General features: G+C 73.4%; 21 protein-coding genes and 5 tRNA genes. 14 read left to right on the top strand and 12 right to left on the bottom strand.

The window, feature by feature from the left end; genetic code table 11:
• Positions 1-110: 110 nt before the first annotated feature.
• Positions 111-350 (top strand): hypothetical protein, encoded by a 240-nt coding sequence (locus tag ACLQ2U_RS03510; protein WP_425749054.1) that lies wholly within the window; start codon positions 111-113, stop codon positions 348-350.
• An 89-nt stretch (positions 351-439) separates the two neighbouring features.
• Positions 440-1516, top strand: coding sequence for a GNAT family N-acetyltransferase (locus tag ACLQ2U_RS03505; protein WP_425749053.1), 1077 nt, complete (start codon positions 440-442; stop codon positions 1514-1516).
• A gap of 105 nt (positions 1517-1621) precedes the next feature.
• Here the strand turns inward: ACLQ2U_RS03505 and ACLQ2U_RS03500 are convergent, their stop codons facing one another.
• From ACLQ2U_RS03500 to bioB, 5 genes are all read right to left on the bottom strand, one after another.
• Positions 1622-3187 carry an aldehyde dehydrogenase family protein gene (locus ACLQ2U_RS03500; protein ID WP_425749052.1) on the bottom strand — a complete coding sequence of 522 codons (1566 nt, stop codon included), beginning with the start codon at positions 3185-3187 and terminating at the stop codon, positions 1622-1624.
• Between the two features lie 402 nt (positions 3188-3589).
• Positions 3590-4327, bottom strand: a complete 738-nt coding sequence (locus ACLQ2U_RS03495; RefSeq protein WP_425749051.1) for a hypothetical protein — start codon at positions 4325-4327, stop codon at positions 3590-3592.
• A 180-nt stretch (positions 4328-4507) separates the two neighbouring features.
• A complete protein-coding gene (locus ACLQ2U_RS03490; RefSeq protein WP_425749050.1) occupies positions 4508-5014 on the bottom strand; it encodes a GNAT family N-acetyltransferase in 507 nt (168 codons plus the stop codon).
• Between the two features lie 5 nt (positions 5015-5019).
• Positions 5020-5199 (bottom strand): hypothetical protein, encoded by a 180-nt coding sequence (locus tag ACLQ2U_RS03485; protein ID WP_425749329.1) that lies wholly within the window; start codon positions 5197-5199, stop codon positions 5020-5022.
• A 29-nt stretch (positions 5200-5228) separates the two neighbouring features.
• Entirely contained in the window at positions 5229-6224 is a 996-nt protein-coding gene (bioB, locus tag ACLQ2U_RS03480; RefSeq protein ID WP_425749049.1) for a biotin synthase BioB, read from the bottom strand.
• A gap of 213 nt (positions 6225-6437) precedes the next feature.
• On the opposite strand from bioB, the gene ACLQ2U_RS03475 reads away from it, so the two are divergent.
• Entirely contained in the window at positions 6438-7574 is a 1137-nt protein-coding gene (locus ACLQ2U_RS03475) for an 8-amino-7-oxononanoate synthase (RefSeq protein ID WP_425749048.1), read from the top strand.
• Entirely contained in the window at positions 7562-8299 is a 738-nt protein-coding gene (gene bioD, locus ACLQ2U_RS03470; protein ID WP_425749047.1) for a dethiobiotin synthase, read from the top strand. Before ACLQ2U_RS03475 ends, bioD begins: the two co-directional genes overlap by 13 nt.
• 305 nt (positions 8300-8604) lie before the next feature.
• Here the strand turns inward: bioD and ACLQ2U_RS03465 are convergent, their stop codons facing one another.
• Positions 8605-9783 (bottom strand): cytochrome P450, encoded by a 1179-nt coding sequence (locus ACLQ2U_RS03465; protein ID WP_425749046.1) that lies wholly within the window; start codon positions 9781-9783, stop codon positions 8605-8607.
• 9 nt (positions 9784-9792) lie between these two features.
• On the bottom strand, positions 9793-10461 hold the full coding sequence (locus tag ACLQ2U_RS03460) for a class I SAM-dependent methyltransferase (protein WP_425749045.1): 669 nt from the start codon (positions 10459-10461) through the stop codon (positions 9793-9795).
• Positions 10462-10615: 154 nt separating this feature from the next.
• Here ACLQ2U_RS03460 and ACLQ2U_RS03455 point away from each other — a divergent pair, with 154 nt between their 5' ends.
• Entirely contained in the window at positions 10616-11458 is an 843-nt protein-coding gene (locus ACLQ2U_RS03455; protein WP_425749044.1) for a hypothetical protein, read from the top strand.
• 50 nt (positions 11459-11508) lie between these two features.
• Here ACLQ2U_RS03455 and ACLQ2U_RS03450 read toward each other — a convergent pair whose 3' ends face one another.
• Positions 11509-14445, bottom strand: coding sequence for a M36 family metallopeptidase (locus ACLQ2U_RS03450; protein WP_425749043.1), 2937 nt, complete (start codon positions 14443-14445; stop codon positions 11509-11511).
• Positions 14446-15005: 560 nt separating this feature from the next.
• On the bottom strand, positions 15006-15164 hold the full coding sequence (locus tag ACLQ2U_RS03445; RefSeq protein ID WP_425749042.1) for a transposase: 159 nt from the start codon (positions 15162-15164) through the stop codon (positions 15006-15008).
• A gap of 206 nt (positions 15165-15370) precedes the next feature.
• On the opposite strand from ACLQ2U_RS03445, the gene ACLQ2U_RS03440 reads away from it, so the two are divergent.
• Positions 15371-15535: a hypothetical protein gene (locus tag ACLQ2U_RS03440; RefSeq protein ID WP_425749041.1), complete on the top strand. Its 165-nt coding sequence runs from the start codon at positions 15371-15373 to the stop codon at positions 15533-15535.
• Between the two features lie 91 nt (positions 15536-15626).
• On the opposite strand, the gene ACLQ2U_RS03435 is transcribed toward ACLQ2U_RS03440, so the two are convergent.
• Complete coding sequence (locus tag ACLQ2U_RS03435; protein ID WP_425749040.1) at positions 15627-16208, bottom strand: TIGR03086 family metal-binding protein; 582 nt, start codon at positions 16206-16208, stop codon at positions 15627-15629.
• A gap of 311 nt (positions 16209-16519) precedes the next feature.
• Here ACLQ2U_RS03435 and ACLQ2U_RS03430 point away from each other — a divergent pair.
• The 3 genes from ACLQ2U_RS03430 to ACLQ2U_RS03420 all read left to right on the top strand — a co-directional run bounded on the left by ACLQ2U_RS03430 (position 16520) and on the right by ACLQ2U_RS03420 (position 16786).
• Positions 16520-16592, top strand: a tRNA-Gly gene (locus ACLQ2U_RS03430).
• A 34-nt stretch (positions 16593-16626) separates the two neighbouring features.
• A tRNA-Cys gene (locus ACLQ2U_RS03425) sits at positions 16627-16697 on the top strand.
• A 14-nt stretch (positions 16698-16711) separates the two neighbouring features.
• Positions 16712-16786, top strand: a tRNA-Val gene (locus ACLQ2U_RS03420).
• A gap of 243 nt (positions 16787-17029) precedes the next feature.
• Here the strand turns inward: ACLQ2U_RS03420 and ACLQ2U_RS03415 are convergent.
• On the bottom strand, positions 17030-17272 hold the full coding sequence (locus tag ACLQ2U_RS03415; protein ID WP_425749039.1) for a DUF6458 family protein: 243 nt from the start codon (positions 17270-17272) through the stop codon (positions 17030-17032).
• A gap of 160 nt (positions 17273-17432) precedes the next feature.
• On the opposite strand from ACLQ2U_RS03415, the gene ACLQ2U_RS03410 reads away from it, so the two are divergent.
• Together ACLQ2U_RS03410 and ACLQ2U_RS03405 are read left to right on the top strand one after the other, a co-directional pair.
• A tRNA-Gly gene (locus ACLQ2U_RS03410) sits at positions 17433-17505 on the top strand.
• Positions 17506-17514: 9 nt separating this feature from the next.
• A tRNA-Val gene (locus ACLQ2U_RS03405) sits at positions 17515-17589 on the top strand.
• Between the two features lie 211 nt (positions 17590-17800).
• Here the strand turns inward: ACLQ2U_RS03405 and ACLQ2U_RS03400 are convergent.
• Positions 17801-18400 (bottom strand): hypothetical protein, encoded by a 600-nt coding sequence (locus tag ACLQ2U_RS03400; protein ID WP_425749038.1) that lies wholly within the window; start codon positions 18398-18400, stop codon positions 17801-17803.
• Between the two features lie 1016 nt (positions 18401-19416).
• Here ACLQ2U_RS03400 and ACLQ2U_RS03395 point away from each other — a divergent pair.
• From ACLQ2U_RS03395 to ACLQ2U_RS03385, 3 genes are all read left to right on the top strand, one after another.
• Entirely contained in the window at positions 19417-21090 is a 1674-nt protein-coding gene (locus ACLQ2U_RS03395; protein ID WP_425749037.1) for an ABC transporter substrate-binding protein, read from the top strand.
• Positions 21091-21189: 99 nt separating this feature from the next.
• Positions 21190-22197 carry an ABC transporter permease gene (locus ACLQ2U_RS03390; protein WP_425749036.1) on the top strand — a complete coding sequence of 336 codons (1008 nt, stop codon included), beginning with the start codon at positions 21190-21192 and terminating at the stop codon, positions 22195-22197.
• Positions 22198-22262: 65 nt separating this feature from the next.
• A complete protein-coding gene (locus ACLQ2U_RS03385) occupies positions 22263-23219 on the top strand; it encodes an ABC transporter permease (RefSeq protein WP_425749328.1) in 957 nt (318 codons plus the stop codon).
• Positions 23220-23270: the final 51 nt, after the last annotated feature.

The raw sequence follows: 23270 nt of genomic DNA, 5'->3' as shown, positions 1-23270 counted from the left end.
CGCGGCGGGGGCGCCCCCGCGCCCCCCCCCCGCGGCGGCGGGGGCGGCCCCCGGGCCCCCCGCGGCCCCGGGGCGCGCCCCGGGCCCGGGGGGGGTCGCCGCTGCCCGAGGTGACCCCGCTGCGGGCCCGGGCGCTGACCGGTGCGGACGGCTCGCACTACGCGGTCGCGCCGTTCGGCCGGGCCGGGCTGGTGCTGGTCGTGGCCCGGGACCACACCGAGCCGCTCACCGCGGCCGCGTTCCACTCCACCGAGGTGGACCGGCTGGCCCAGCTGGTCCGGGCCAGCGCGGTGATCCTCGGCGACCGGCTCGACCTGGTCGGCGCGCCGCCGGTGACCACCGTCACCTGAGCCGGGGCAACGGTTCCCGAGCCGTCACCACCGGGCAACGGCACGGCAACAGCTACCCGGCAGGGTCGTAGCGGGGGAAGGGAGCGGACATGGCGCTGTGGCGGATCCGAGCCACCGTGGACGACCGACCGGGATACCTGTCGGTGCTGACGGCGAGTCTCGCGTTGCGGGGAGTCAACATCCTCACCGTGCAGGTGCACACCACTGAGGCGGGCGCGGTCGACGACTTCCTCGTCGACGCGCCGGACGCGCTCGACGAGGCGGACCTGGTCGCCGCGGTGGAGCGCGGCCGGGGGCGGGACTGCTGGGTGGCGCGCAGCGAGGCGCGCGGCCTGGCCGATCAGCCGACCCGGGTGCTGGGGCTGGCCACCCGGCTGGTCCGGGACCCGGATGCGACCGGGGAGGTGCTCCGCGCCCTGCTCGGCGCGGACGAGGTGACCTGGCGGCCATCGCCGGCCGGCCCGCATGGCGGGATCGGCGCGACGACGATGCTGCTGGCCGACCCGACCGGCGGCTCGTTCGCGTTGAGCCGGCAGGCGCCCAGCTTCACCCCGGCCGAGTACGCCCGGGCGCAGGCACTGGTCGAGCTGGCCGCCACCACCGTCCGGCGGGACGCGGACCGGGTGACGTTGGTCCTGCCCGACGGGGCGGAACTGGCCGTCCGCCCGGCCACGGGCGACGACCTGCCGGGCGTGGTCGCGCTGCACGAGGGCTGCTCGACGCGGAGCCGACAGCGGCGTTACCTGGGTGGGGCGGCGCTGCCGTCACCGACCCGGATGCGGCGGCTGCTGGAGCCGGCCCGGGGGCTCACCCTGCTGGCGACGGCCGGCTCCGGCGGGGCGGCGGAGTCGGTCGTCGCCATGGCGAACCTGCTCGCCGAGGGGGACGAGGCCGAGGTGGCGCTGCTGGTCCGGGACGACTGGCAGCGCCGTGGCCTCGGCAGCGCCCTGCTGCGCCGGCTGCTCGGACACGCCGACCGGGCCGGGTACGCGGCGCTGGTGCTGCACACCCAGGCGGAGAACGCCCCGCTGCTGCGGACGGTGGCCCGGCTGGGCCGGCCGACGCCGGTGGAGCGGGACGGTGCGGTGCTCACCGTGACCGTGCCGCTGGCCGCCGCGGCGACCGGCCGGGTCGACGCGCCCGCCCCGGCCGACCGGGGGCGGTGAGGACGGCCGACCTCCGGTGCGGAGGACGGTGAAACGGCAGGGCCCCCGATTCGGGGGCCCTGCCCATCGACATCGGTCGAGGCCAACAAACGGGCGGGTCGGCGCTCAGGTGGCCGGGTAGCTGCTGTACTCCGGGAAGTTGCCATAGAGTCGGTCGTCGCTGCCCTCGGTGACGGCCTGCACCAGCAGGTCGCCGCCGACGAAGGCGCCCTTCCAGGAGGCGCCCCGGCCGCCGAACGGCTCCTCCCGGTCGCCCCGGGAGCGCGGCTTGTTGATGCCCACCTTGAACGCCTGCAGGTCCACCGCGAGCTTTCCGGCCAACTCCTCGTCGTCGCAGGCCAGCGACGCGACGAGTGCGCCGTTGGAGGCGTTCATCGCGGCCAGCAGCTCGTCGGTGGTGTCCACCACGACGATGGTGTCCACCGGCCCGAACGGCTCGGCGTGCATCAGCCGGGACCGGCCGGGCGGGGCGAGCAGCACCGCCGGCGCGACGTACGCCGAGGTGTCCTGGCCGTCGAGGAAGGGTGCGCCGTCGAGCTTGCCGCGGTGCAGCGGCACCGCGCCGCCGCGTACCGCCTCGTCGACCTTGCGACGCAGCTCCTCGGCCTTCGCCGCGCTGATCAGCGGGCCGAAGTCCAGCTCGGGCAGCGGGTCACCGGCGGACCAGTCGTCGCCCACGGCGAGCGGGTGTCCGAACCGGACCGAGCGCACCACCGGCAGGTACACGTCGAGGAACTCGTCGACCAGGTCGCGCTGCACGACGAACCGGGGGTACGCGGTGCAGCGCTGCTTGCCGTACTCGAAGCCCTTCTTCAGGTGTGCGGCCAGCAGGTCCCACTGGGAGAAGTTCCAGATGCCCCAGGCGTTGAGGCCCTCCTGCTCGATGAAGTGCCGCTTGTCGGTGTCGAGCAGCGCGGCGGCCACCTTGCCGCCGTTGGAGCGACCGCCGACGAAGGCCACCGCGCCGATCTCGGGCGACCGGACCAGCACCTCGGACAGTTCCTCGCCGCTGCCGGAGAGCAGCGTGGCGGGCAGCCCGGCGCGGCGCATCAGCGCGTGCGCCACGGTCAGGCAGACCGCGCCGCCCTGCGACGGGGTCTTGGCGATGACCGCGTTGCCGGCGAGCAGCTGGACCAGTTCGGCGTGCACCAGCACGCTCATCGGGTAGTTCCAGGAGGCGATGTTGCTGACCGGTCCGGGCAGCGGCTCGCGGCCGTCGGCGAGCATCCGGTCGATCTCGCCGGCGTACCAGCGGACGCCGTCCAGGGCGCGGTCCACGTCGGCGCAGGCGAGCCGCCACGGCTTGCCGATCTCCCAGACCAGCAGCATGGCGAGCAGGTCGCGGTGCGCGGTGAGCGCGTCCAGGGCGTCGGTGACCCGCGCCCTGCGCTCGGCGAGCGGGGTCGCGGCCCAGTCGCGGTGGGCGGCGGCGGCGTGGGCGACCGCGGCGCGCGCGGTGTCGGCGTCCAGCCGGGGCAGGTTGACCAGGAGCGTGTTGTCGATCGGGGTGCGCACCGGGCTGGGCGTCCCGACCGCTTGCCACTGCGCGGAGAGCAGGTTGTGCAGCGTGGTGACGCCGTCGGTCTCCGGCCCGAAGGCCTCCGGCGTGGCGGCCACCGCGCGGGCGAGGGTGTCGGCCCAGGCGGTGCCGTCGGCGAGTCGTAGAGCCATCGGGTTCTCCTCAGGGTCGGCCGGCGGAGCGGCGGCGTCGATGGCACCGCTGGTGTGGCGTACTGTCCCGCGCCGGTGAGCGCGGCGGCAACAGTACGTTCGTATGCCAGGACGCGAGCCCGTCGCGGCACCGGCCGTCGGGCGGCTCACCGCCTGTCCGGCACGACCCCGAGCTGGGGGTACGCAACCACAGTATCGACGCAGCTCGATGATGTGACGGATGCCCGGGCGGCGTCGATCGGGTTACCCGTCAGTACGGATCAATCACGCGGACGGATCAACCATCCGGAGCGCGATCGCCCGGCCGGCCGTGCCGGCGGCCGGTCACGCACCGGATCGGCGGCGGACGGCGAACCGGCCGCCGGACGAGTGTCCGACGGCCGGTTCGGGCGGCGCTCGAGGTCAGCTGGTGAAGGTGATCTTGTCGCGGCGACGACGCAGCGCCATCAGCGCGACGCCTCCGCCGATCAGGACGAGGCCGGTGAGCGCGGTGCTGGTCGCCGCGACGCCGGTGATCGGCAGTCCACCGCCACCGCCACCGCTGCCGCCGGGCGCACCGGGGCTGGTCGGCGTGCCCGGGCTGGTCGACGACGACTCCGAGGGGGTCGGCGACGGCGACGGGGACCCGGTGGTCAGGCACGGCTGGAGCCAGAAGACCTTGTGCTTGGCGTCGGAGGATCGACCGTCGGTCAGGTCGACGTCGAGCTTGAGGTGGTAGCCCTGCTTCGGGTGCGCCTCGAGGCCGGCCAGGTCGAGGTCGGCGGAGGAGAGCCGGATGACCTCGTCGTGGTCGTTCTCCGCGCCGCCGGCGTCGTCGGTGCTGATGACCTTGTTCTTGAGGTACCAGACGACCTTGCCGTTGCCCGACGGCGGCTGCGCGGTGAGCGTGATGTCCGCGGCCTGGTAGGTGTCGAAGTTGAAGAACTCCAGCTCGAAGTCGCAGGTGACGTGCGGCTGGTTGTCGACCTTGTCCTCGAAGGACTTCCCGTCGATCTTGACCGTGCCGTTGTCGCCTGCGGGGTTGTGCGGTGCCGCCGGCGTAAGGGCGGCGCCCGCCCACGCCGGGGCGGCGAAGGCGAGACAGGCCGTGGCGGCGGTTGCGATGAGGGCCGCGCGCGCCACGTACCGACGCTGTGGCATGAGGAATCCTCCGGATTGGGTAACGGGACGGGCACATGATCCATGGACGACATCACGGTACGACATCGGACGAACGGCCCTGAGCTGGGACGGCGTGCCGGCGTGGCGCGGAAAAACGGCGGATCGGTCGACGATTCGCGGCGTGTCGACGTAACGCGGTCGGGACGGCCGGCGCTGCGGTCAGTCGGGGAGGTCGTCGGCGAGGAGGTCCATCAGGAGGGCGTCGTGCCAGGTGCCGTCCTCGGCGCGCTCGTAGCGGCGCATGATGCCGACCGGCCGGAAGCCGACCTTGGCGTACGCCCGGATCGCGGCGGTGTTCGCCGCCGCCGGGTCGATGGTGAGCCGGTGGTGGCCGTGGTCGTCGATGAGATGCCGGGCCAGGGTGCGGATCGCGTCCCTGCCCAGTCCCGTGCCGCGTACCGCCGGGTCGAGGAAGATGTCCAGGGCGGCGTGCCGGTAGTCCGGGTCGGGCTCGGCGTAGCAATGGACCGCGCCGACCACCCGGCCGTCGTGCTCGATGGCGTACACGGTCAGGTCGTCGTCGGCCAGGTCGGCGCGGACCTCGCCGGTCAGGTCCTCGCCGCCGCGCCACCAGCGCCGGACCTCCGGGGTGGCCCGGATCGCCGCGAGGGCGGGCACGTCGGCTTCCGCCGCCGGCCGCAGCGTCACCGTCCGCCCCCGCAGCACCGGCCTCAGCCCCGGAGCTCGCCGTGTTCGACGCAGACCGCCGACCAGCCGACCGGCAGCACCTGCACCTTCATCCGGCGGCGGCACCGCGCGCAGTACCGCGGCGGCTCCAACGCCCGCGCCGTCGCGCACCCCGGGTGCGGACCCGCCGCGGCGGACTCGCCGCAGCGGTCGCACCAGGTCATGGGCTCCACCAGCTCGGTCACCGTCGGCCTCAGAGGGTGGCGGAGAGCGCCTTGACCGGCATCTTCAGGTCGTCGAGCAGCTTCAGGTCGTCGGTCGCCGGCCGGCCCAGGGTGGTCAGGTAGTTGCCGACGATCACCGCGTTGATGCCGCCGAGCAGACCGTCCCGGGTGCCCAGGTCGCCGAGGGTGATCTCCCGGCCGCCGGCGTACCGGAGAATGGTGCGCGGCATGGCCAGGCGGAACGCGGCGATGGCCCGCAGCGCGTCCTTGCCCTCCACCACCGGGCGGTCACCGAGCGGGGTGCCGGGGCGCGGGTTGAGGAAGTTCAGCGGCACCTCGTGCGGGTTCAGCTCGGCGAGCTGGGCGGCGAACTCGGCCCGCTGCTCCACCGTCTCGCCCAGGCCGAGGATGCCGCCGCAGCAGACCTCCATGCCCGACTCGCGGACCATCTTCAAGGTCTCCCAGCGCTCCTCCCAGGAGTGCGTGGTGACCACGTTCGGGAAGTACGAGCGGCAGGTCTCCAGGTTGTGGTTGTAGCGGTGCACGCCCATGTCGACCAGCTCGTCGACCTGCTCCTGGCTGAGCATGCCCAGCGACGCGGCGACCTGGATGTCGACCTCCGCCTTGATGGCGGCGACGCCCTCGCGCATCTGCTTCATCAGCCGGGCGTCCGGGCCGCGCACGGCGGCCACGATGCAGAACTCCGTCGCCCCGGTCGCCGCGGTCTGCTTCGCCGCCTCGACCAGCGAGGGGATGTCCAGCCAGACCGACCGGACCGGCGAGGTGAACAGGCCGGACTGCGAGCAGAAGTGGCAGTCCTCCGGGCAGCCGCCGGTCTTCAGCGACACGATGCCCTCGACTTCGACCTCCGGGCCGCACCAGCGCATCCGCACCTCGTGGGCGAGCTGCAGGGCGGCGGGGACGTCTTCGTCGGGCAGGTTCAGCACGGCGAGGACACCGGCCTCGTCGAGGCCGACGCCGTTCTCCAGCACCTGGGTCCGGGCCTGGTCGAGGATCTCTGGCATGGCTCGTACCCTACAAGGCCCCGCGCGGCGAGAAACGACCGCTTCCCGACGCTGCCGGCCGGCAGGGGCCGGCACCGGTGACGCCGGGGTCGGGCGGGTGGCCGGCCCGGCGGGGCGGGCCGCGCCACGCCGGTGCGGCGCGAGCGGGCGGGTGGTAATTTCGCCCGGCGGACGCGGTCGCGACGACCGGCCGGCGGACGAGGGGGAGTGACGGTGGCGGACTGGCTGGCGGCGCTCGACCGCCGCGCCGAGCTGCGGGCCAAGGCCGGCCTCACCCGTACGCTGCGGCCCCGGTCCGCCGGCGACGCCGTGGTCGACCTGGCCGGCAACGACTACCTCGGCCTGGCAGTCCACCCCGAGGTCACCGCCGCCGCGGCGCGGGCGCTGTCGGCGTACGGGCTGGGCGCCACCGGGTCGCGGCTGGTGCGCGGCTCCACCGACGCCCACCACGCGCTGGAGGACGCCCTGGCCGACTGGCTCGGCGTCGACCGGACGCTGGTCTTCTCCTCCGGCTACCTGGCCAACCTCGCCGCCGTCCGGGGTCTGGTGCAGCCGCGTACGCTGCTCGTCTCCGACGCCCACAACCACGCCTCGCTGATCGACGGCTGCCGCATCTCCGGCGCGGAGACCGTGGTCACCCCGCACGCCGACGTCGACGCGGTGGCCGCGGCGCTCGCCGCCGCCCCCGGCCGCCCGGCCGTCGTGGTCACCGAGTCGGTCTTCTCCGTCGACGGCGACCTCGCCCCGCTGGCCGCGCTGCACGCCGTCGCCCGCCGGCACGGCGCGCTGCTGCTGGTCGACGACGCGCACGCGCTCGGCGTCACCGGCCCGGCCGGCGCCGGCGGGGTCGCCGCCGCCGGGCTGGCCGGCGAGCCGGACGTGGTGGTCACCGCCACCCTCTCCAAGGCGCTCGGCGGGGCGGGCGGCGTGGTCGCCGGCCCGACCGAGTTCGTCCGGCACCTGGTCGAGACCGGCCGGACGTTCATCTTCGACACCGCGCCGCCGCCGGCGGTCGCCGCCGGGGTGCGGGCCGCCGTCGAGCTGGCCCGGGCCGGCGATGACCTGCGGGCCGAACTGGCCGACCGGGCCGCGTCGGCGGTCCGCCGGCTCACCGCCGCCGGCCTGACCGTCTCCGCCCCCGACGCGGCCGTGGTGTCGGTGACCGCCCCCGGCCCGGAGGCCGCCACCGCCTGGGCCGCCGACTGCCGTGACCGCGGCGTCGCGGTCGGCTGCTTCCGCCCGCCGTCCACCCCGGACAACCGGTCCCGGCTGCGGCTCACCATCTCCGCCGGGGTGCCGCGGGCGGACTTCGAACGCGCCCTGGAGGTCATCGTGGAGTGCGCGCCATGACCACGCCGTGGAGGGGAGCGGTGCTGGTCACCGGCACCGACACCGAGGTGGGCAAGACGGTGGTCACCGCCGCGGTCGCGGCGGCCGCGCAGGCCGCCGGCATGCGGGTCGCGGTGATCAAACCGGGCCAGACGGGTACGGCCACCGGCGAGCCCGGCGACATCGACTCGGTCACCCGGCTGGCCGCCCCGCTGACCGGGCGGACCCTTGCCAGCTACCCGGATCCGCTCGCCCCGCTCGCCGCGGCCCGGGTCGCCGAGCTGGAGCCGCTGGAGCTCTACACCGCGGTCGACGCGATCCGCGAGGAGGCCGACAAGCACGATCTGGTGCTGATCGAGGGGGCCGGCGGGCTGCTCGTGCCGATGGGGCTGCGCCCCTCCGGCGAGCCGTGGACCGTCGCCGACCTCGCGGTCTCCCTCGGCGCCCCGGCCGTGGTGGTGGCCCGCGCCGGGCTCGGCACCCTCAACCACACCGCGCTGACCCTGGAGGCGCTGGAGCGCCGGGCCATCCCCGCCGGGGTGGTGGTCGGCGCCTGGCCGGCCGAGCCGGAGCTGGTGCACTGGACCAACCTGACCGACCTGGTGCCGAACCTGCTCGGCGCGCTGCCGATGGGCGCCGGGTCGATGGACCCGGGCGTGTTCCGGCGCTCCGCCCCGGGCTGGCTCACCCCCGCCCTGTACGGCGTGCTCGACGACTGGCGCGCCTGGGCCGAGGACATCAGCTGAGCACCTGACCTTCGTCGGTGCCCGGGCCGGCCGGGCGCCGGTAGCCTGGCCGACGTGCGGCGTACGGAACGGGTGGGACGGCTGGCCGGCGACGTGCTGCTCTGGGCCGCGCTCGCCGCCCCGGTGGCGTACGCCCGGCTCACCCCGCCGTACGAGCGGTACGTCGTACCGTTGCTGGCCGGCGCCCTGCTGCTGCTGGCGGCGGCGGTCGCGGTGGGCCGGCGGTCCCCGGTCGGCGCGGTGGTGCTGGTGCTGCTCGGCTCGGTCGTGGACGGCAACTTCGTCTTCGCCCTGCTGGCGTTTAGCTATCTGGCCGGGCGGCGCGGCGAGCGGACCACGAACGCGTCCGGCATCCGGAAGGTGAGGTTGTCCGGACACCACGGCGGGCGGACCACCGTCACCCCGTCCAGCAGCGGCGCCGCCTGCGCCACCACCACCGCCGCCTCCATCCGGGCCAGCTGCGCCCCGACGCAGCGGTGCGCCCCGGCGCCGAAGGCCAGGTGCCGGCGGGACCCGCGCTGCCCGGGCCGGAACTCGGCGGGCGCGGCGACCACCTCCGGGTCGCGTCCGGCGCGGGCCAGCCAGAGCACCACGCTGGTCCCCGCCCGCACCGCCGTCCCGCCCAGCGTGGCGTCCACGGCGGCCACCCGCCGCCAGGTCACGATCGGCGGTTCCAGCCGCAGCCCCTCCTCCACCACGTCGGCGACCCCCACCGTGCCGTCCCGCAGCCCGGCCCGGACCGCCGGCTCGCCGGCCAGCCGGTGCAGCAGCAGGGTGAGGAACTGCGAGGTGGTCTCCTGGCCGGCGACCAGCAGGAAGAACAGGGCGCCGACCACCACGTCGGGGGAGTGCCCGGCGGCCCGCAGGGCGGCGGCCAGCCCGCCCCCGGTGGCGGCGAAGTCGCGCAGCACGGTGTGGAACCGGCCCACCGCCGCGGCGAGGGCCCGCTGCCGGTCGGCGTCCAGCGGCGCCCAGAACAGCTCCAACGCGGCCCGGGCGAACTCCTTGACCGCGCCGACCGGGGCGTCCGGCAGCTCGACCAGCCGGGCCAGCACCAGCAGCGGCAGGTCGGCGGCGAGTTCGGCGTACAGGTCGACCGGCTCCCCGGCGGCCAGGGCGGTGGCGAGCCGGGCCACCCGCTGCCCGACCAGGTCGGTCAGCCAGGGCCGCTGGGCGTCGACCCGGGCCGGGTGCAGTGCCTCGGCGACGATTCCCCGGATCTCCGGGTGGCTCGCCCCGGAGTTGTTGGCCAGCGTCGGCGGCAGCCGGAACCGGTGTCCGGCGAGGATCCGCAGGGCGGCCACCGGGATCGGGGTCACCGCGTCCAGGGCGTTGTCCGGCCGCCAGGTGACCGGGTCGGCGAGGACCTGCCGGACCAGCGCGTGCCGGGTGACCACCAGGTGCTCGACCCCGACGTGGTCGGTGACGGTGGCCACGTCCGGCCACCGCTCGTCGACGGACGCCCCCCAGCCCCGGAACAGCACGCCGACAGGCTAGCGGGCCGCCCCCGGCGGGGCGGCGTTCAGCTCCCAGACGGTGGTGCGCTTCACCCGTACGCTCTCCAGCGCCTCCGGCACCGGCACGTCGTACCCGGCCAGCTCGCGGAAGCGGTCGCGGGGCAGGAACGCCCGGCCGGGGTCGCCGACCAGCACCCGGGCGCCGGACCGGACCGCCCGGAGCAGGAAGCGCAGCATCCGCTTCGCCATCGCTTCGCTGTAGAAGACGTCCCCGGCGAGCACCACCTCGGCGTCCCCGGCGTCGCCGTCGAGGATGTCGCCGAGTTCGGCGTCGACGCGTACCCCGTTGGCCTCGGCGTTGAGCGCGACCGCCGCGACCGCCCGCGCGTCCACCTCGACGGCCCGGACGGCGGCGGCGCCGGCCCGCGCGGCGGCGATGGCGACCAGGCCGGAGCCGGCGGCCAGGTCGAGCACCCGGCGGCCGGCGACCAGCTCAGGATGGTCGGTGACGTAGCGGGCCAGCGCCTGCCCGCCGGCCCAGGCGAAGGCCCAGAACGGCGGCGGCTGGGCGCTGCGGAACTCGCCCTCGGTCAGCTCCCAGAGGCCGATCGGCTCGTCGGCCTGGTGCAGCCGCACCTCGGGGACGAAGGGCACCGGCGCGAGCCGGGCGTGCAGCCGGACGAAGGCCGCGGAAAGGTCGGACACCCCGGAATTGTCCCCCGGCCCGCTTCCCCGGCGTGTCGCGGGGCCGCGGTGACCGGTTCACCACTGCGGGTGAAAACCCGCCCCGTCCTTGACGATCGGTGCGAACACGCCCGTCTACCGGCTTCCCCTGCCCGCTCATAGCGTGGCGGGTGGTGTGGACCGACGGGAGGACGAGGCGGTGATGACGGTGTGGCGGAACGCGCTGCGGGTCGGGGTGGTGCTGGCCTGCCTGTCGGCGACAGGGCTGGCGGCGCCCCCGCCGGCGTCGGCGGCGCCCGGCTTCGCCACCGAGCTGAGCGGCCTGCCGGACGAGTTCAGCGCCGGCGACCAGGTGCGGACGGTCTCCGCGGTGGTCCGCCGGGACGGCGGCGGCTGCGTCAAGGTGCGCTGGTCGATGGTGCTCAGCGTGCAGGGTGGCCTGCGGCTGGACCAGGTGAAGATGGACCGGGTGGAGGACTCCGGCTCCTTCCCGCTGGAGATCCGGACCGAGGGTGACGTGGCCCGGCTGACCGACCGGCAGCTGGACCCGGGCACGCTCTGCCCGGACCGCACGGTCACCGCCCGCTACCGGGTGGCCTTCGCCGAGGACGTCACCCAGGGGCAGCTCACCCTCGCCGCCGAGGCGTACGACGCGGGCCTGCGCCTGCTCGCCCGGCAGACGGCGACCAGGGAGGTGGTCGGCGTCGCCCCCACCGACGAGGCGCCCGAGCCGACCGAATCGGCGGTGGCGGTCGAGCCGACCGAGGAGGTCACCCCGACCGAGGAGGCGGTCGCCGAGGCGCCGCCCCCCGCGCCGGCCAACCGGTCGGCGTCCCGGACCGGGGGTTTCGGGCTGGTACCGGCGGCCTTCCTGCTCGGCGGGCTGCTGCTCTTCCTCGGCGTCGGGCTGCTGCTGCGGCTGCGCCAGCTGACTCGCCCAGCCCGCGAGGCCGGGGAGGACGGCGGCGGCCGGCGGTTCCAGCGCCCACCCGGGCGCTGGTCGCCGGCCCGCCGCTGATCGGGGGCCGCCGGGGGTCGGGCGAGTCAGCGCCCGACCCCCGGCGGGATTCACTTCGAGAACACCTGGAACTCGGCGACCCGGACCTGGTCGCGCGCCGGGCTGGCGGTCGCGCAGTCGGTCGTGGTGGCCGGGTCGTCGTCCTGCTCACCGGCGTACGCGGGGCCGCCGGTGCACTGGCTGGCCAGCACCTCAAGGCGCACGTGCGTGGCGAGCGTGGTGGGCACCAGGAACGAGCGCAGGTTGATGTCCCGGGTGTACGCCCGGTACTTCCCGCCCGGGAACGCGTCGTCGGCGCTGGTGAAGATCCGCTCCCAGCGGTTCGGGTCGGCGCAGTCGGTGGTGGTGGCGTTGCAGGTCAGCACGGCGAACGAGCGCAGCGCGCTCAACGCGTTCTGCCCGCCGGCGTCGGCGTCCCCGACGATCGCCGGGCGGAGCATGGCGCTGACGTTGACCCGCTTGACCACCTGCGGGGCGTCCCCGGGCAGCGCCACGGTGACCCCCGTGCCGGCCACCCCGGTCAGCGACGCCCAGTTGGTGGCCTCGGTGTCGTCGCCGATCCGGTCCAGGTTGACCCCGTCGCCGGTGATGACGGCGCCGGCGGCGGTGGACGCCAGGTTGCGGCTCAGCCGCAGGTCGGCGTACGCCTCCTGGCCGGCCCGGGCGACCACGCTGAGCCGCTGGTGGCCGAAGCCGGGTGCGACCGCGAGCAGCTGGTACGTCCCGGCGACCGCCTCGAAGGTGTCCGGCAGCGGGGTGGCCGGGTCGGTGTCGGCGATCGGGGTGGCCCGGGCCTCGTAGTCGCCGACGTACACCCGGATCGGGGCGTCGGCGCTGTCGCCCTTGGCGCGCAGGGTGACGGTGGCGTTGCCCCCGGCCGGGCTGGCGAAGCTCGGCGTCGGGTCGGTGTCGGTGGCGCCGTTGGTGGCGGCGTCCCGGCCCATCCCGGAGCGGGCGAACTCGGCCCAGATCAGCTCCTGGTTGGCCCCGCCGAAGCGGAGCAGGTCGGCGGTGAGCATGTTGTCCCGCATGTCGAGCATGCTGACCTGGCTGGCCGCCTGGAGCAGGAACGAGTCGAAGACCAGCTGCACCCAGCGGCGGTTGCCTGGGCAGCTGTCCGCGGTGACCTTCCCCTGCGCGCACTCCGCCTGCCGCTGCGGGGTGCCCAGGCCGTACTTCTTCAGCAGGGCGGAGCGGATCCGGAAGTTGGTCGCGCTCCAGATCTCGCCGTCGGCGTGCACGGCGGGGCCGGCGGTGTTGTAGCCGACGTCGGAGTAGTTGAGCGGGCTGCGGCTGAAGTCGTGGTTGCGGATGCCGCTGACCAGGTTGCCGGTGACGTAGCCGCCGGTGACGAAGGGCGTCTCGCCGGGGGCGCGCAGGCCGTGCTCGTACAGGTACTCCGCGGCGAGCAGGTCGCTCCACGACTCACCCATCGCGCCGCCCTGCAGGCCGCCGATGCCGCTGTCCGGCCCGGCGATCATCCGGTTGGTGATCGCGTGGGTGTACTCGTGCCCGATCACCGTCATGTCGTAGTCGCCGTCGACGCACGGCGGGTACGGCCCGCCGGCCTGCGGCTGCCACAGGTACATGTTGGTGGTCGGCGGCAGGCCGTCGCGTGGCGTGCCCTGGTTGGCGTTGTTCCGGTTGCCGCTCAGCGCGCCCTGCTGGGCCCGCCCCTGCTCGGCGTCGCCGCCGAGGCCGGCGCTGCCGACGTTGACCGCCTGCAGGTTCCAGGTGGCCTCGGTGAAGCCGAGGTGCCAGGCCCAGTCGTGCATCCGGTTGTGCATGGCGAAGAGGTTCGCGATGGCGGCGTCGGCGTCGTTGCGCTGCGCGGAGGTGAAGACCGCCGGGTTGCAGCGCGCCTGGTGCCACTGGTCGGTGAACGGGTACTCGTAGCGGCGCTCCGGGCTGGCGGTGGCCGGGAGCAGCGGGCTGCCCGCGCCCCAGGAGACCACCGTGTTGGCGGAGTTGCCGCGCGAGCTGCCGGTCGGCGCGCCGGTGGCCAGGTCGACGTCCCAGTGCCGGCCGCTGGCCGGGTCGTGGAACGCCGCCGCGCAGTCCGGCGCGGGGTCGCCGCACCAGCGCACCCGGGGGTCCTGCCCGGCGGCGAGGTCCTGCGGCGGGGTGGCCGGGTAGACCGCCCAGCTCGGGTTGTCCGAGTCGAAGTCGACCAGGTCCTCGCGGACCAGCACCTTCCCGGTGATCCCGTCGACGTACGTGGTGAACGCGGCCGGGTGGTCGGTGGCCCTGCCGATCAGGGTCACCTCGTACGCGGCCCGGTTGCCGTCGACCGGGGTGGGCACGGCGACCGGCCGGACGCTGTGGCTGGCCACCCCGTCGGCGCCCAGGTCGGCGTCGGCGAGCGCGGCGGCGTACGCCTGCTCCCCGGTCAGCGTGGCCGGGGCGGGGGCCGAGGCGTCCCGGGTCAGCGAGGAGCTGACCGAGAGCACCGTGCCGTCGGCGACCGCCACGGTGACCAGGCCGTCGTGCCCGGCGGGCAGGTCACCGAAGCGCTGCCGCAGGGTGACCACCGCACCGGCGCCGATCGGCCGGACCAGCACCCGGTCCATCGCGGCGATCGCCTCGGCGCCGAGGCCGAACAGGTCCCGGTTGTCGGCGAGGTAGCGCCGGGTGGCCGCTTCCGGCTCGGCCGGCAGCCCGGTGGCCAGCGGCGTCCGGGCCGGGCCGAGCGCGTGCGGGGTGCCGAGCCGGTTCCACCGGACGTCGGGGTCGACGCGCCGGGCGAGGCCGCGCTGGCGGGCGTCGGGTGCCGCCGTACCGCCGCGGTTGTCGACGTCGACGGCCTGGTGGCTGTCGTCGGCGAACGAGCCGGAGCGGCCCGGGGCCGCGGCCGGTGCGTCGCCCGGTGCGGCCGCGGCGGTGGTGCCGGTGGCCAGCAGGGCGGCGACCACGGCGGCGGTCGCCAGTACGGGAACGAGCCGGCGTCGGCGCCGGCTCGTTTCTGGGGTCCACTCCGTTCTGGGCACGGAACCTCCTCGTGGGAGCGGGGGCCGGCGCGACGCCGGCCCGGAGCAGGCGCTGTCACGCATGCGCATCTGTGGATACCAGGCGAGCCGGGGGAGGGCAAGGTCACCGGTGACGGCGGGTGCCGCCGGAACCACGCGGACGGCGCTCGTCGCTTTACAAAAATGCCCCCTTGTAAAGCGCGCGACCGGTGCCACAGTCGACGACAGGCCGCGAGATCGGAGGTCGACGATGGCCATCAGCACGACGGTTCCGCCCGTCGCCTGGCGCGACACCCGCAAGCCGCTCTGGCCGCTGGCCCTGCTCGTCCCGGTGCTGCCCTTCCTGGGCTGGCTGGGCTGGCGGGGCACCGGCGGCACGTGGGCCTGGTGGCTCACCCCGGCGGTGGTCTTCGGGCTCATCCCGGTGATCGACCTGCTGATCGACGATGACCGGCGCAACCCGCCCGACGAGGCGGTGCCGCGGTTGCAGGCCGACGGCTACCGGGATGTGGGCCAGGGCTTCGCCGTTCAGGGCGGGGGTGAAGGCCCGTGCGGGAGGGCCGGCTGGGCCCGAGCGTGCTCTAACCCGGCCGATTCTGCTGCTCGATGTGCTGGCGCAGGGCGGTCAATGGTGCGCCGCCGACGGACCCGGCGAAGTAGGAGGCTGACCACAACTTGTTGGCCCGGTAGTAGTGGCGCACGAGGTCGGGGAACTCCTGGCGCATCCGGCGCGAGGACACGGGCCGCCCACGAGGGACGTCAACGCGGCCATGAACGTGCTCGCCCAGGGACGCTGGGAGAGCGTAAACGCCTGTGGAGCGCAGGTAAGACCGGCATCCGTGCCGGCGCCGCGCCGAGAGGCAGGAATCCGCCCGAACGCCGCGTGCTCCACGCGCAGCGTGGAGGGAATCTCCGCCCTTTAGGGCCGAGAGATCGTCAAGCCACCATGGTGGTCGCCGCGCTGGTGCCGCCGCTCTGGCGACGGGTGATGGACCACCGGGTGCTCGCCCACTACGGCGGCGACCTGGAGCTGGCCAACGTCCATCCGCCGGCCCTGCGCCGGCTGCGGGAGCGCCAGCGCCGTCGCCCCGCGGCCTCCCCCGAGCGGTAGGCCCGCTGATCCCACCCGCCGCGCCGGCCGGACGCACCCCCCTCGGGCGTCCGGCCGGCGCCTCCACGTCCGCCGGTGGCGCCGCTTGCGGTCAGGCCGGTGGCGTCCAGTCCGGGTCGCGGCCGAAGGCGGCGATCAGCCGGTCCTGCGCGTCGGTGTCGGCCGGCAGGTCGACCCCGGGGCGGACCAGATCGCCCGCGCGGTAGTCGGCGACCCGCCCGGTGAACCACCGGGCGCAGGCGGCGACCACGTCCGGGTCCAACCGGGGGTCGGCGCCGATCGCCACCGCCAGGTCCCATCCGTGTACGAGATGCTCGGCGACGAGCTGGTGCAGGTACTCCCGCGCCGGGGTCTCGCCGGCGGAGAGCTGGACCGTCCGGTCGAGCGCACCGGGGTGGGTGGCGGCGACCTCGGCCTGGGCGGCGGCCTGCCGCGCGGTGTCGACCGGGTCGTCGCCGAGCTGGTCGCCGTCGAACCGGTCGCCGACCTCGTCGATGGTCCGCCCGGCGAGCAGCGGCACGGTCCACCGATCCTCGGTCACCACGTGGTTGACCAGCGTGCGCACGTCCCAGTCGGGGCAGGGGGTCGAATCGGCCCACTGCCCGGGGGTCACCTGGTCCACCCGGTCGGTGAACTCGGCCAGGCTGCGTCGGTAGGTCTCCAGCAGGTCCATGCCGCCGATTCTTCCGGCGCTCCACACCACCTCGCCCCCAAGGTCCGCACACTTTCACGGAAAGAGTGGCTTCCCAACGCGGGATGGCCGCTCTCTCCGTCCCGGCTGGCCGCCGCACCGTCCCGGCGACCCACCGTCCCGGCCCCCGCCGTCCCGGCGACCCCACCCAGTCTCCTAGGAAGCTTTAGGGGAGTGCGGCCGCGTCGGACCGCGCGAGCTGCTGCTCCGGCGCGCCGGGAGGCACCCCGATTTGGCAACCCTCCGGCGACTCGGCTAAAGTTCACCTCCGTCACCGGGAACGCCGGAGACATGCGGACGTAGCGCAGCTGGTAGCGCATCACCTTGCCAAGGTGAGGGTCGCGGGTTCGAATCCCGTCGTCCGCTCGGAGATGCCGCCACGCATGACGGGGGCAACCTCGGTGGGGTGGCCGAGAGGCGAGGCAACGGCCTGCAAAGCCGTGTACGCGGGTTCAAATCCCGTCCCCACCTCGGTAACAAGGCGAGGGCGATTGGCGCAGTGGGAGCGCGCTTCCTTGACACGGAAGAGGTCACTGGTTCAAACCCAGTATCGCCCACCAGCAGTTCGAGCAGGTTGAGGCTCGTCACCGGATCCGGTGACGAGCCTTTCTGTCGTGGTGCCGTTTCCCGTGGTGGTCCTCCGTCCGGAGGCTCCCCGAACCGGCGGACCAGCGTCGCCCGGGCGGACGACGGTGACCGGAGCCGGAACACGGACGTGCCGGCCGCCGCATCCGCGGTGACCAGCACGTCCGGGTGAACCTGGCCGCGACCGTCCAGCTCCGTCGGCCGCAGGTGGCGCCTGCTCAGAGCGGCGGGGCGACGTCCCGGCGCTCCTCGACCCGCCGGTACTCGACCGGCTCGGTCGTGGTGACCACCTGGCGGCGGCGGCCGCCCCAGACGACCGTGAACATGATGAGGCCGAGCACGCCGGCTGCCATCAGGATCCAACCGACCACGTCGAGATTGACGCCGCCGACGCTCGCGTCCAGCGCGAAGGTGAGGATCGCGCCGACCGCCAGCAGGAAGATGCTCATTCCGATACCCACGACAGCCTCCTTCAAGGGATGTGGTGTGCTGTCGAGGGAGGTCAGTACCCCATCGGTGAGCAGCGCAATCACACCTGGCGAGGGCCCTGGTGGGGTGGCGGCGGTGGCGATCTTGCCATCGGGTAGGGTTCTACCCGTCGTCGGGGAAACCGGGCGGCACGCGGACGTAGCGCAGCTGGTAGCGCATCACCTTGCCAAGGTGAGGGTCGCGGGTTCGAATCCCGTCGTCCGCTCTCGACCACGGGCGATTGGCGCAGTGGGAGCGCGCTTCCTTGACACGGAAGAGGTCACTGGTTCAAACCCAGTATCGCCCACCAGCTGTATGAGCAGGTAAGGCTCGTTACCGGACTTCCGGTAACGAGCCTTTCGTCTGTCGTCCCCAGGTGTCATTGACTGGTCGGCGGTCGGCCCGGTCACGTGCCGTGGGATCGGCGGAGCGACAACAACTCTTCACGATTGTTGGTGGAGACGCCGCTGGCCGGCACCCCGTTGTGGGGTGCCGGCCAGCATGCGTGTGTCTCAGTGGTGTCAGTTGTTCCAGTGCTTGGCGACGAGGTCGGCGGCCTGCTTCTCCCACTGGGCGTAGGCGTCGGGGTAGGCCGAGACCTGCACGGTCTGGGCGGCCTCGGTCAGCGGCATGTCCTTCCAGCCGTCGACCTGCTTGAGACCCTTCTGGAAGGCCATGGTCGAGTACTCGGGGTCGGTGATCTGCTCGACCGTGCCCCAACCCGAGGACGGGCGCTGCTGGAACAGGCCCTGCGAGTCGTGGTCGTTGCGGTCACCCAGGTGACCCAGGTTCTCCAGCTTCGACTCCTGCAGCGCCGTGGCGATCGAGATCACCGCGGCCCGCTCGTCCAGGCCCGACTTCTTCGTCGCGGCGATGATCGCCTTCACATTCCTGGCCTGCTCGTCGTTGAGGTCGATGCGGGACTGCTCGCCCTGCACACCGTGCGGGATGAGCTTGCCCTTGTCCACGCCGGGCTTGTCGGCCTGCACGGCCACGGCGATCGGCTTGGCGTCGACGGCGGCGGTGGTGTCGGCGTGGTTCAGGGGGCCGGCGGCGAGGCCACCGGCGAAGGCCAGACCAGCGATACCGAGGATGCTCTTACGCAGCATGGTGGTGGTCATGAGGATGCTCCATCCGGGGGTTGGCACACGGCCGAGGGGGTCGGCGCGTGGGCAAGCACCACGAGGGGGCGCTCAAAGAATCACAGGGAGAAAGTCTGCTGTCCGGCAGGCTTCACGAGCGGGGGACTCGCGGCGCCGGGACCATGTGTAACGACCGCCGGCCCACCATCATTCCGGGGCCCGCGACCCGCCCGGCCAGACCGGCGGGGGCTTACTACTGCGGTCGTACAGAGGGTGTAACGACCCCGGCCCCGCCAGGATTCCGGGCTGACGGTGCCGCCGGTCACGGGACGCGCAGCCCACAGGCGGCGATCCGGGTCATCCGGGCGGTCGTCCGCACCGCCGGAACCGGACATCCGGGACGCGACACGCCCGCCGGCCCGGACCGACCACCACGGGCATGGGCCCCGCCGGGGAGGTTCGGGTGCGTGTCTTGCCGCCGGAGCAGCAACAGACGCACCCGAAGCCCCGCTGTCGGGCCCGTCCCGACGCGACCGCCTCCTCCCCGAAGCCTCCGGGCCGCGCCCGGCGCGGCCCGCCCGCCCCCGGCCCGCTCGCTCCCCGGCCCGTCCCCCGGCCCGCCCCCCGACCCGCTCGCCCCCGGCTCGTCCCGACGCGCACCGAGTCCCCAGCGGCGCGGCCGAGGCCGCCCCGCCCGGTCCGGCGTCGCGTACCCGATGGCGCCGATCGCGGGCCCGGCACGACCTCCGTGGGCCCCTACCCCGGACCGTCGGCGAGCCGGACGCCACAGGCGTGCCGGAAGCCGGGTCAGGTCGGGCGGATTGCGGTCATTTGCCCGGGGCGGATCATCGCCCTTCCGGACAAGTCGGCACGTATCCCGGGATGTGACAGGCCTGTTTGTCGGGAGGCCGAGGGCTGTCAGACCCGACGGCTTGGTGTCGGCTTGATAGCGATTGCCTAACGGCCGTTCCGCTTCTGGGTGTCCTGTCATAGCCTCCCGCTCACGGACCAAGCCATGGACGCGGCGTTGGTCACGCGGATGACAGAGGTGAGAGATGAAGGCGAGAAGGCTAAGGACGGCTGTGAGCCTCGCGGCCGTTGCAGCCCTGGCGGTCGGCGCGGCCGGCTGCGCGGATAGCGACCGCGGCAATGACAGTGGCGAGGCCAAGACTGGCGGCACCTTCATCTTTGCCGGTGCCGGCGACCCGAAGAACTTCGACCCGATCTTCAACGACGACGGTGAGTCGTTCCGGCCGATCCGGCAGATGTACGACACCCTCATCCAGCACAAGCCGGGTACGGCGGAGCTGCAGGGCGGCCTGGCGGAGAGCTGGGAGCACGACACCGAGGGCAAGGTCTGGACCTTCAAGCTGCGCCAGGGCGTGAAGTTCAATGACGGCACCCCCTTCAACGCCGCCGCGGTCTGCTTCAACTTCGACCGCTGGTACAACATGAAGGGCGCCGCCGCCCAGTCGCAGATGATCTACTACATGGACGTCTTCGGCGGCTTCGCGAAGAACGAGAACCCCGACGCCGGCAAGCCGGTCTACAACAAGTGCGAGGCCAAGGACGACGGCACCGCCGTCCTCACCCTCAACCAGTACAAGGGCGCGTTCCCCGGCGCCTTCGCGCTGACCGCGCTCTCGATCGCCAGCCCGGAGGCCCTCAAGAAGGGCGATGCCGACACGGTCAAGCAGAACGGCGACTCGTTCGAGTACAGCTCGTTCGCCACCTCCGCCCCGGTCGGCACCGGTCCGTTCTCGTTCGGTGGCTGGGACAAGGCCAAGAACGAGATCACCTTGAACCGGAACCCGGACTACTTCGGTGAGAAGGCCAAGGTCGACAAGCTGATCATCAAGGTGATCAAGGACGAGAACACCCGCAAGCAGGAGCTGCGGGCGGGCACCGTCCAGGGCATCGACTTCCCGGCCCCGGCCGACCGCAAGGCGCTCGCCGGTGAGGGCTTCCAGGTCCTCGACCGCCCGGCGTTCAACATCCTCTACCTGGGCATCAACCAGAAGAACCCGAAGCTGAAGGACCTGCGGGTGCGCCAGGCGATCGCCTACGCCCTCAACCGTCAGCAGCTGGTGCAGACCAAGGCCCCGGGTGGGTCGAAGGTCGCCGACGAGTTCATGCCGGACACCGTGCTCGGCTACGCCCCGGACGTGCAGAAGTACGAGTACAACCCGGAGAAGGCCAAGCAGCTGCTCGCTGAGGCCGGCGCCACGAACCTGACGCTGAACTTCTACTACCCGCCGGACGTCTCCCGGCCGTACATGCCGAACCCGCAGGAGATCTTCACCGTCCTCGCCAACGACCTGCAGGCTGTGGGCATCAAGGTCAACGGTGTGCCGCGTCCGTGGAACGGTGGCTTCAAGGACGACGTGCAGCAGTTCGGCAAGCAGGACCTGCACATCCTGGGCTGGACCGGCGACTACAACGACCCGGGCAACTTCGTCGGCACGTTCTTCGGCCGCGGCAAGGTCGAGTTCGGCGACCAGGCCATGACCGAGATGTTCGACGCCATCGCCAAGGCCGACGGCACCGTCGACGAGGCGGGCAAGAAGGCGGCCTGGGAGCAGGTCAACCGGGACATCGCCGCCAAGTGGCTGCCGGCCGTGCCGGTCTGGCACGCCCCGCCGGCCATCGTCGTCACGAAGGACGTCAAGGGCGTGGTCGCCAGCCCGCTGACCGACGAGCGGTTCAACACGGTCAGCGTCACCAAGTGACGTACGTCGGCTGACGCCGTAGGCGCGAATCGGTCCGGGTCGGGGCTCAGCCCCGGCCCGGACCGATTCCGCGAACATCGAGAGTCTGGTGTGTGAGAGATGTTGCGAGTCATAGTCCGCCGCCTGCTGCAGCTGGTGGTGACGCTGATAGCGCTGTCGGCGCTGATCTTCATCTGGCTGCGGAATCTCCCCGGCGGCCCGGTGGAAGCGCTGCTCGGTGAGCGGGCCACCCCCGAGCGCCGCGCCCTGCTGATCAAGGCGCTCGGCTACGACCAGCCGATCCTGGTGCAGTACGGGAAGTTCATGCAGCGAGTCCTCTCCGGGGACTTCGGCAACTCGATCCGGTCCGGTGACCCGGTCACCGAGGTGATCGGCCGCGCCTTCCCGGCCACCATCGAGCTGGCCCTCGCCGCGATGATCATCGCGGTCGGGCTGGGCGTGCCGCTCGGCTACCTCGCCGCCCGCTGGCGCGGTCGCTCCCTCGACAACCTGACGATCGCCGGCACCCTGCTCGGCATCTCGATCCCGATCTTCTTCCTGGGCTACCTGCTCAAGGACGTCTTCACCCAGAACATCCACTGGTTCCCGCCCTCCGGGCGGCTCACCACCGGGCTGGACAACACCGAGGTCACCGGCTTCTTCGTCCTGGACGGCCTGCTGACCCGGGAGTTCGACGCCAGCGCCGACGCGCTCTGGCACCTGATCCTGCCGGCGATCACGCTGGCCACCATCCCGCTGGCGGTGATCGTCCGGATCACCCGGGCCAGCGTGCTCGACGTGCTCAACGAGGACTACGTGCGTACGGCCGAGGCCAAGGGCCTGCGGCATCGCACCATCCGGGGCCGGCACATCCTGCGCAACGCCCTGCTGCCGGTGGTCACCACCATCGGCCTGCAGACCGGCGCGCTGCTCTCCGGCGCGGTGCTCACCGAGAAGGTCTACAACTGGGGCGGCATCGGCACGCTGATCGTCGACTCGATCAGCGGCGGCCGGGACTACCCGGTGCTCCAGGCGATCATCCTGCTGGCCGCGCTGATCTTCGTGATGGTCAACCTCCTGGTCGACCTCTCCTACGCCTTCATCGACCCGAGGGTGCGTGTCCGATGAGTGATCCCACCACCCGGCCCGGTGTGGCCGCTCCCCGGAGCGGCGACGACGAACGGCGCGACGGCATGAGCGAACGCAGCATCGGCCTGTTGGGCGACCGGAAGAAGGCCCGGCTGGAGGAGCTGGCCCAGGCCACCGCCGACAAGGGCGGAGTCAGCCTCGTCCACGACGCGCTGCGCCGGCTCCGGCGTAACCCGGTGGCCATCGTCGGCGCTGTCATCGTCGGGCTGTTCATCCTGGTGGCGGTCTTCGCCCCGCTGATCGCCCCGCACGATCCGGTACAGCGCTTCGACGAGCTGACCAAGAGCCTGACCGTGGACAGCATCGCGGGCGCCAGCGCGGAGCACCCGCTCGGGTCGGACCCGCTGGGCCGCGACTTCCTGTCCCGCATGATCCACGGCAGCCGGCAGACCCTCTTCGTCGGCGTGCTCGCCACCCTGATCGGTCTCGCCCTCGGCGTGCTGTTCGGGGCGATCGCGGGCGCCTTCGGCGGCTGGGTCGACGTCGTCCTGATGCGACTCACCGACGTGATGCTGGCCCTGCCGAGCCTGCTGCTGGCGATCACCCTGGTCGCCATGGCCAGCAGGTCCACCCAGTGGACGGTCATCTTCGCGGTGGCCATCGTGAACGTGCCGATCTTCGCCCGGCTGCTGCGCGGCTCGATGCTCGCCCAGCGGGAGAGCGACCATGTGCTCGCCGCGCGGGCGCTCGGCGTGAAGGAGCGCAACATCGTGCTCCGGCACATGCTGCCCAACTCGCTGACCGCGGTGATCGTGCAGGCGACGCTGACCTTCGCGGTGGCGATCCTGGACGCGGCGGCGCTCTCCTTCCTCGGCCTCGGCGACCCGGACATCAACCGCGCCGAGTGGGGTCTGATGCTCGGCGTGGACGGCCAGCGTTACTTCGAGGTCCGCCCCGAGCTGGCCTACTACCCGGCGCTCGCCATCATCGTCGTCGCGCTCGGCTTCACCCTGCTCGGTGAGGCGATGCGCGAGGCGATCGACCCGAAGAACCGGCGGTGAGGGCGGTGCGGCGAAGCAGCACGGCCGGCTACGGCCGGCGAGAGGAAGTGA

Source organism: Micromonospora sp. DT47 (genome assembly GCF_049844475.1).
Lineage (GTDB): Bacteria > Actinomycetota > Actinomycetes > Mycobacteriales > Micromonosporaceae > Micromonospora.
This window is presented reverse-complemented; position numbering and strand designations above follow the sequence as displayed.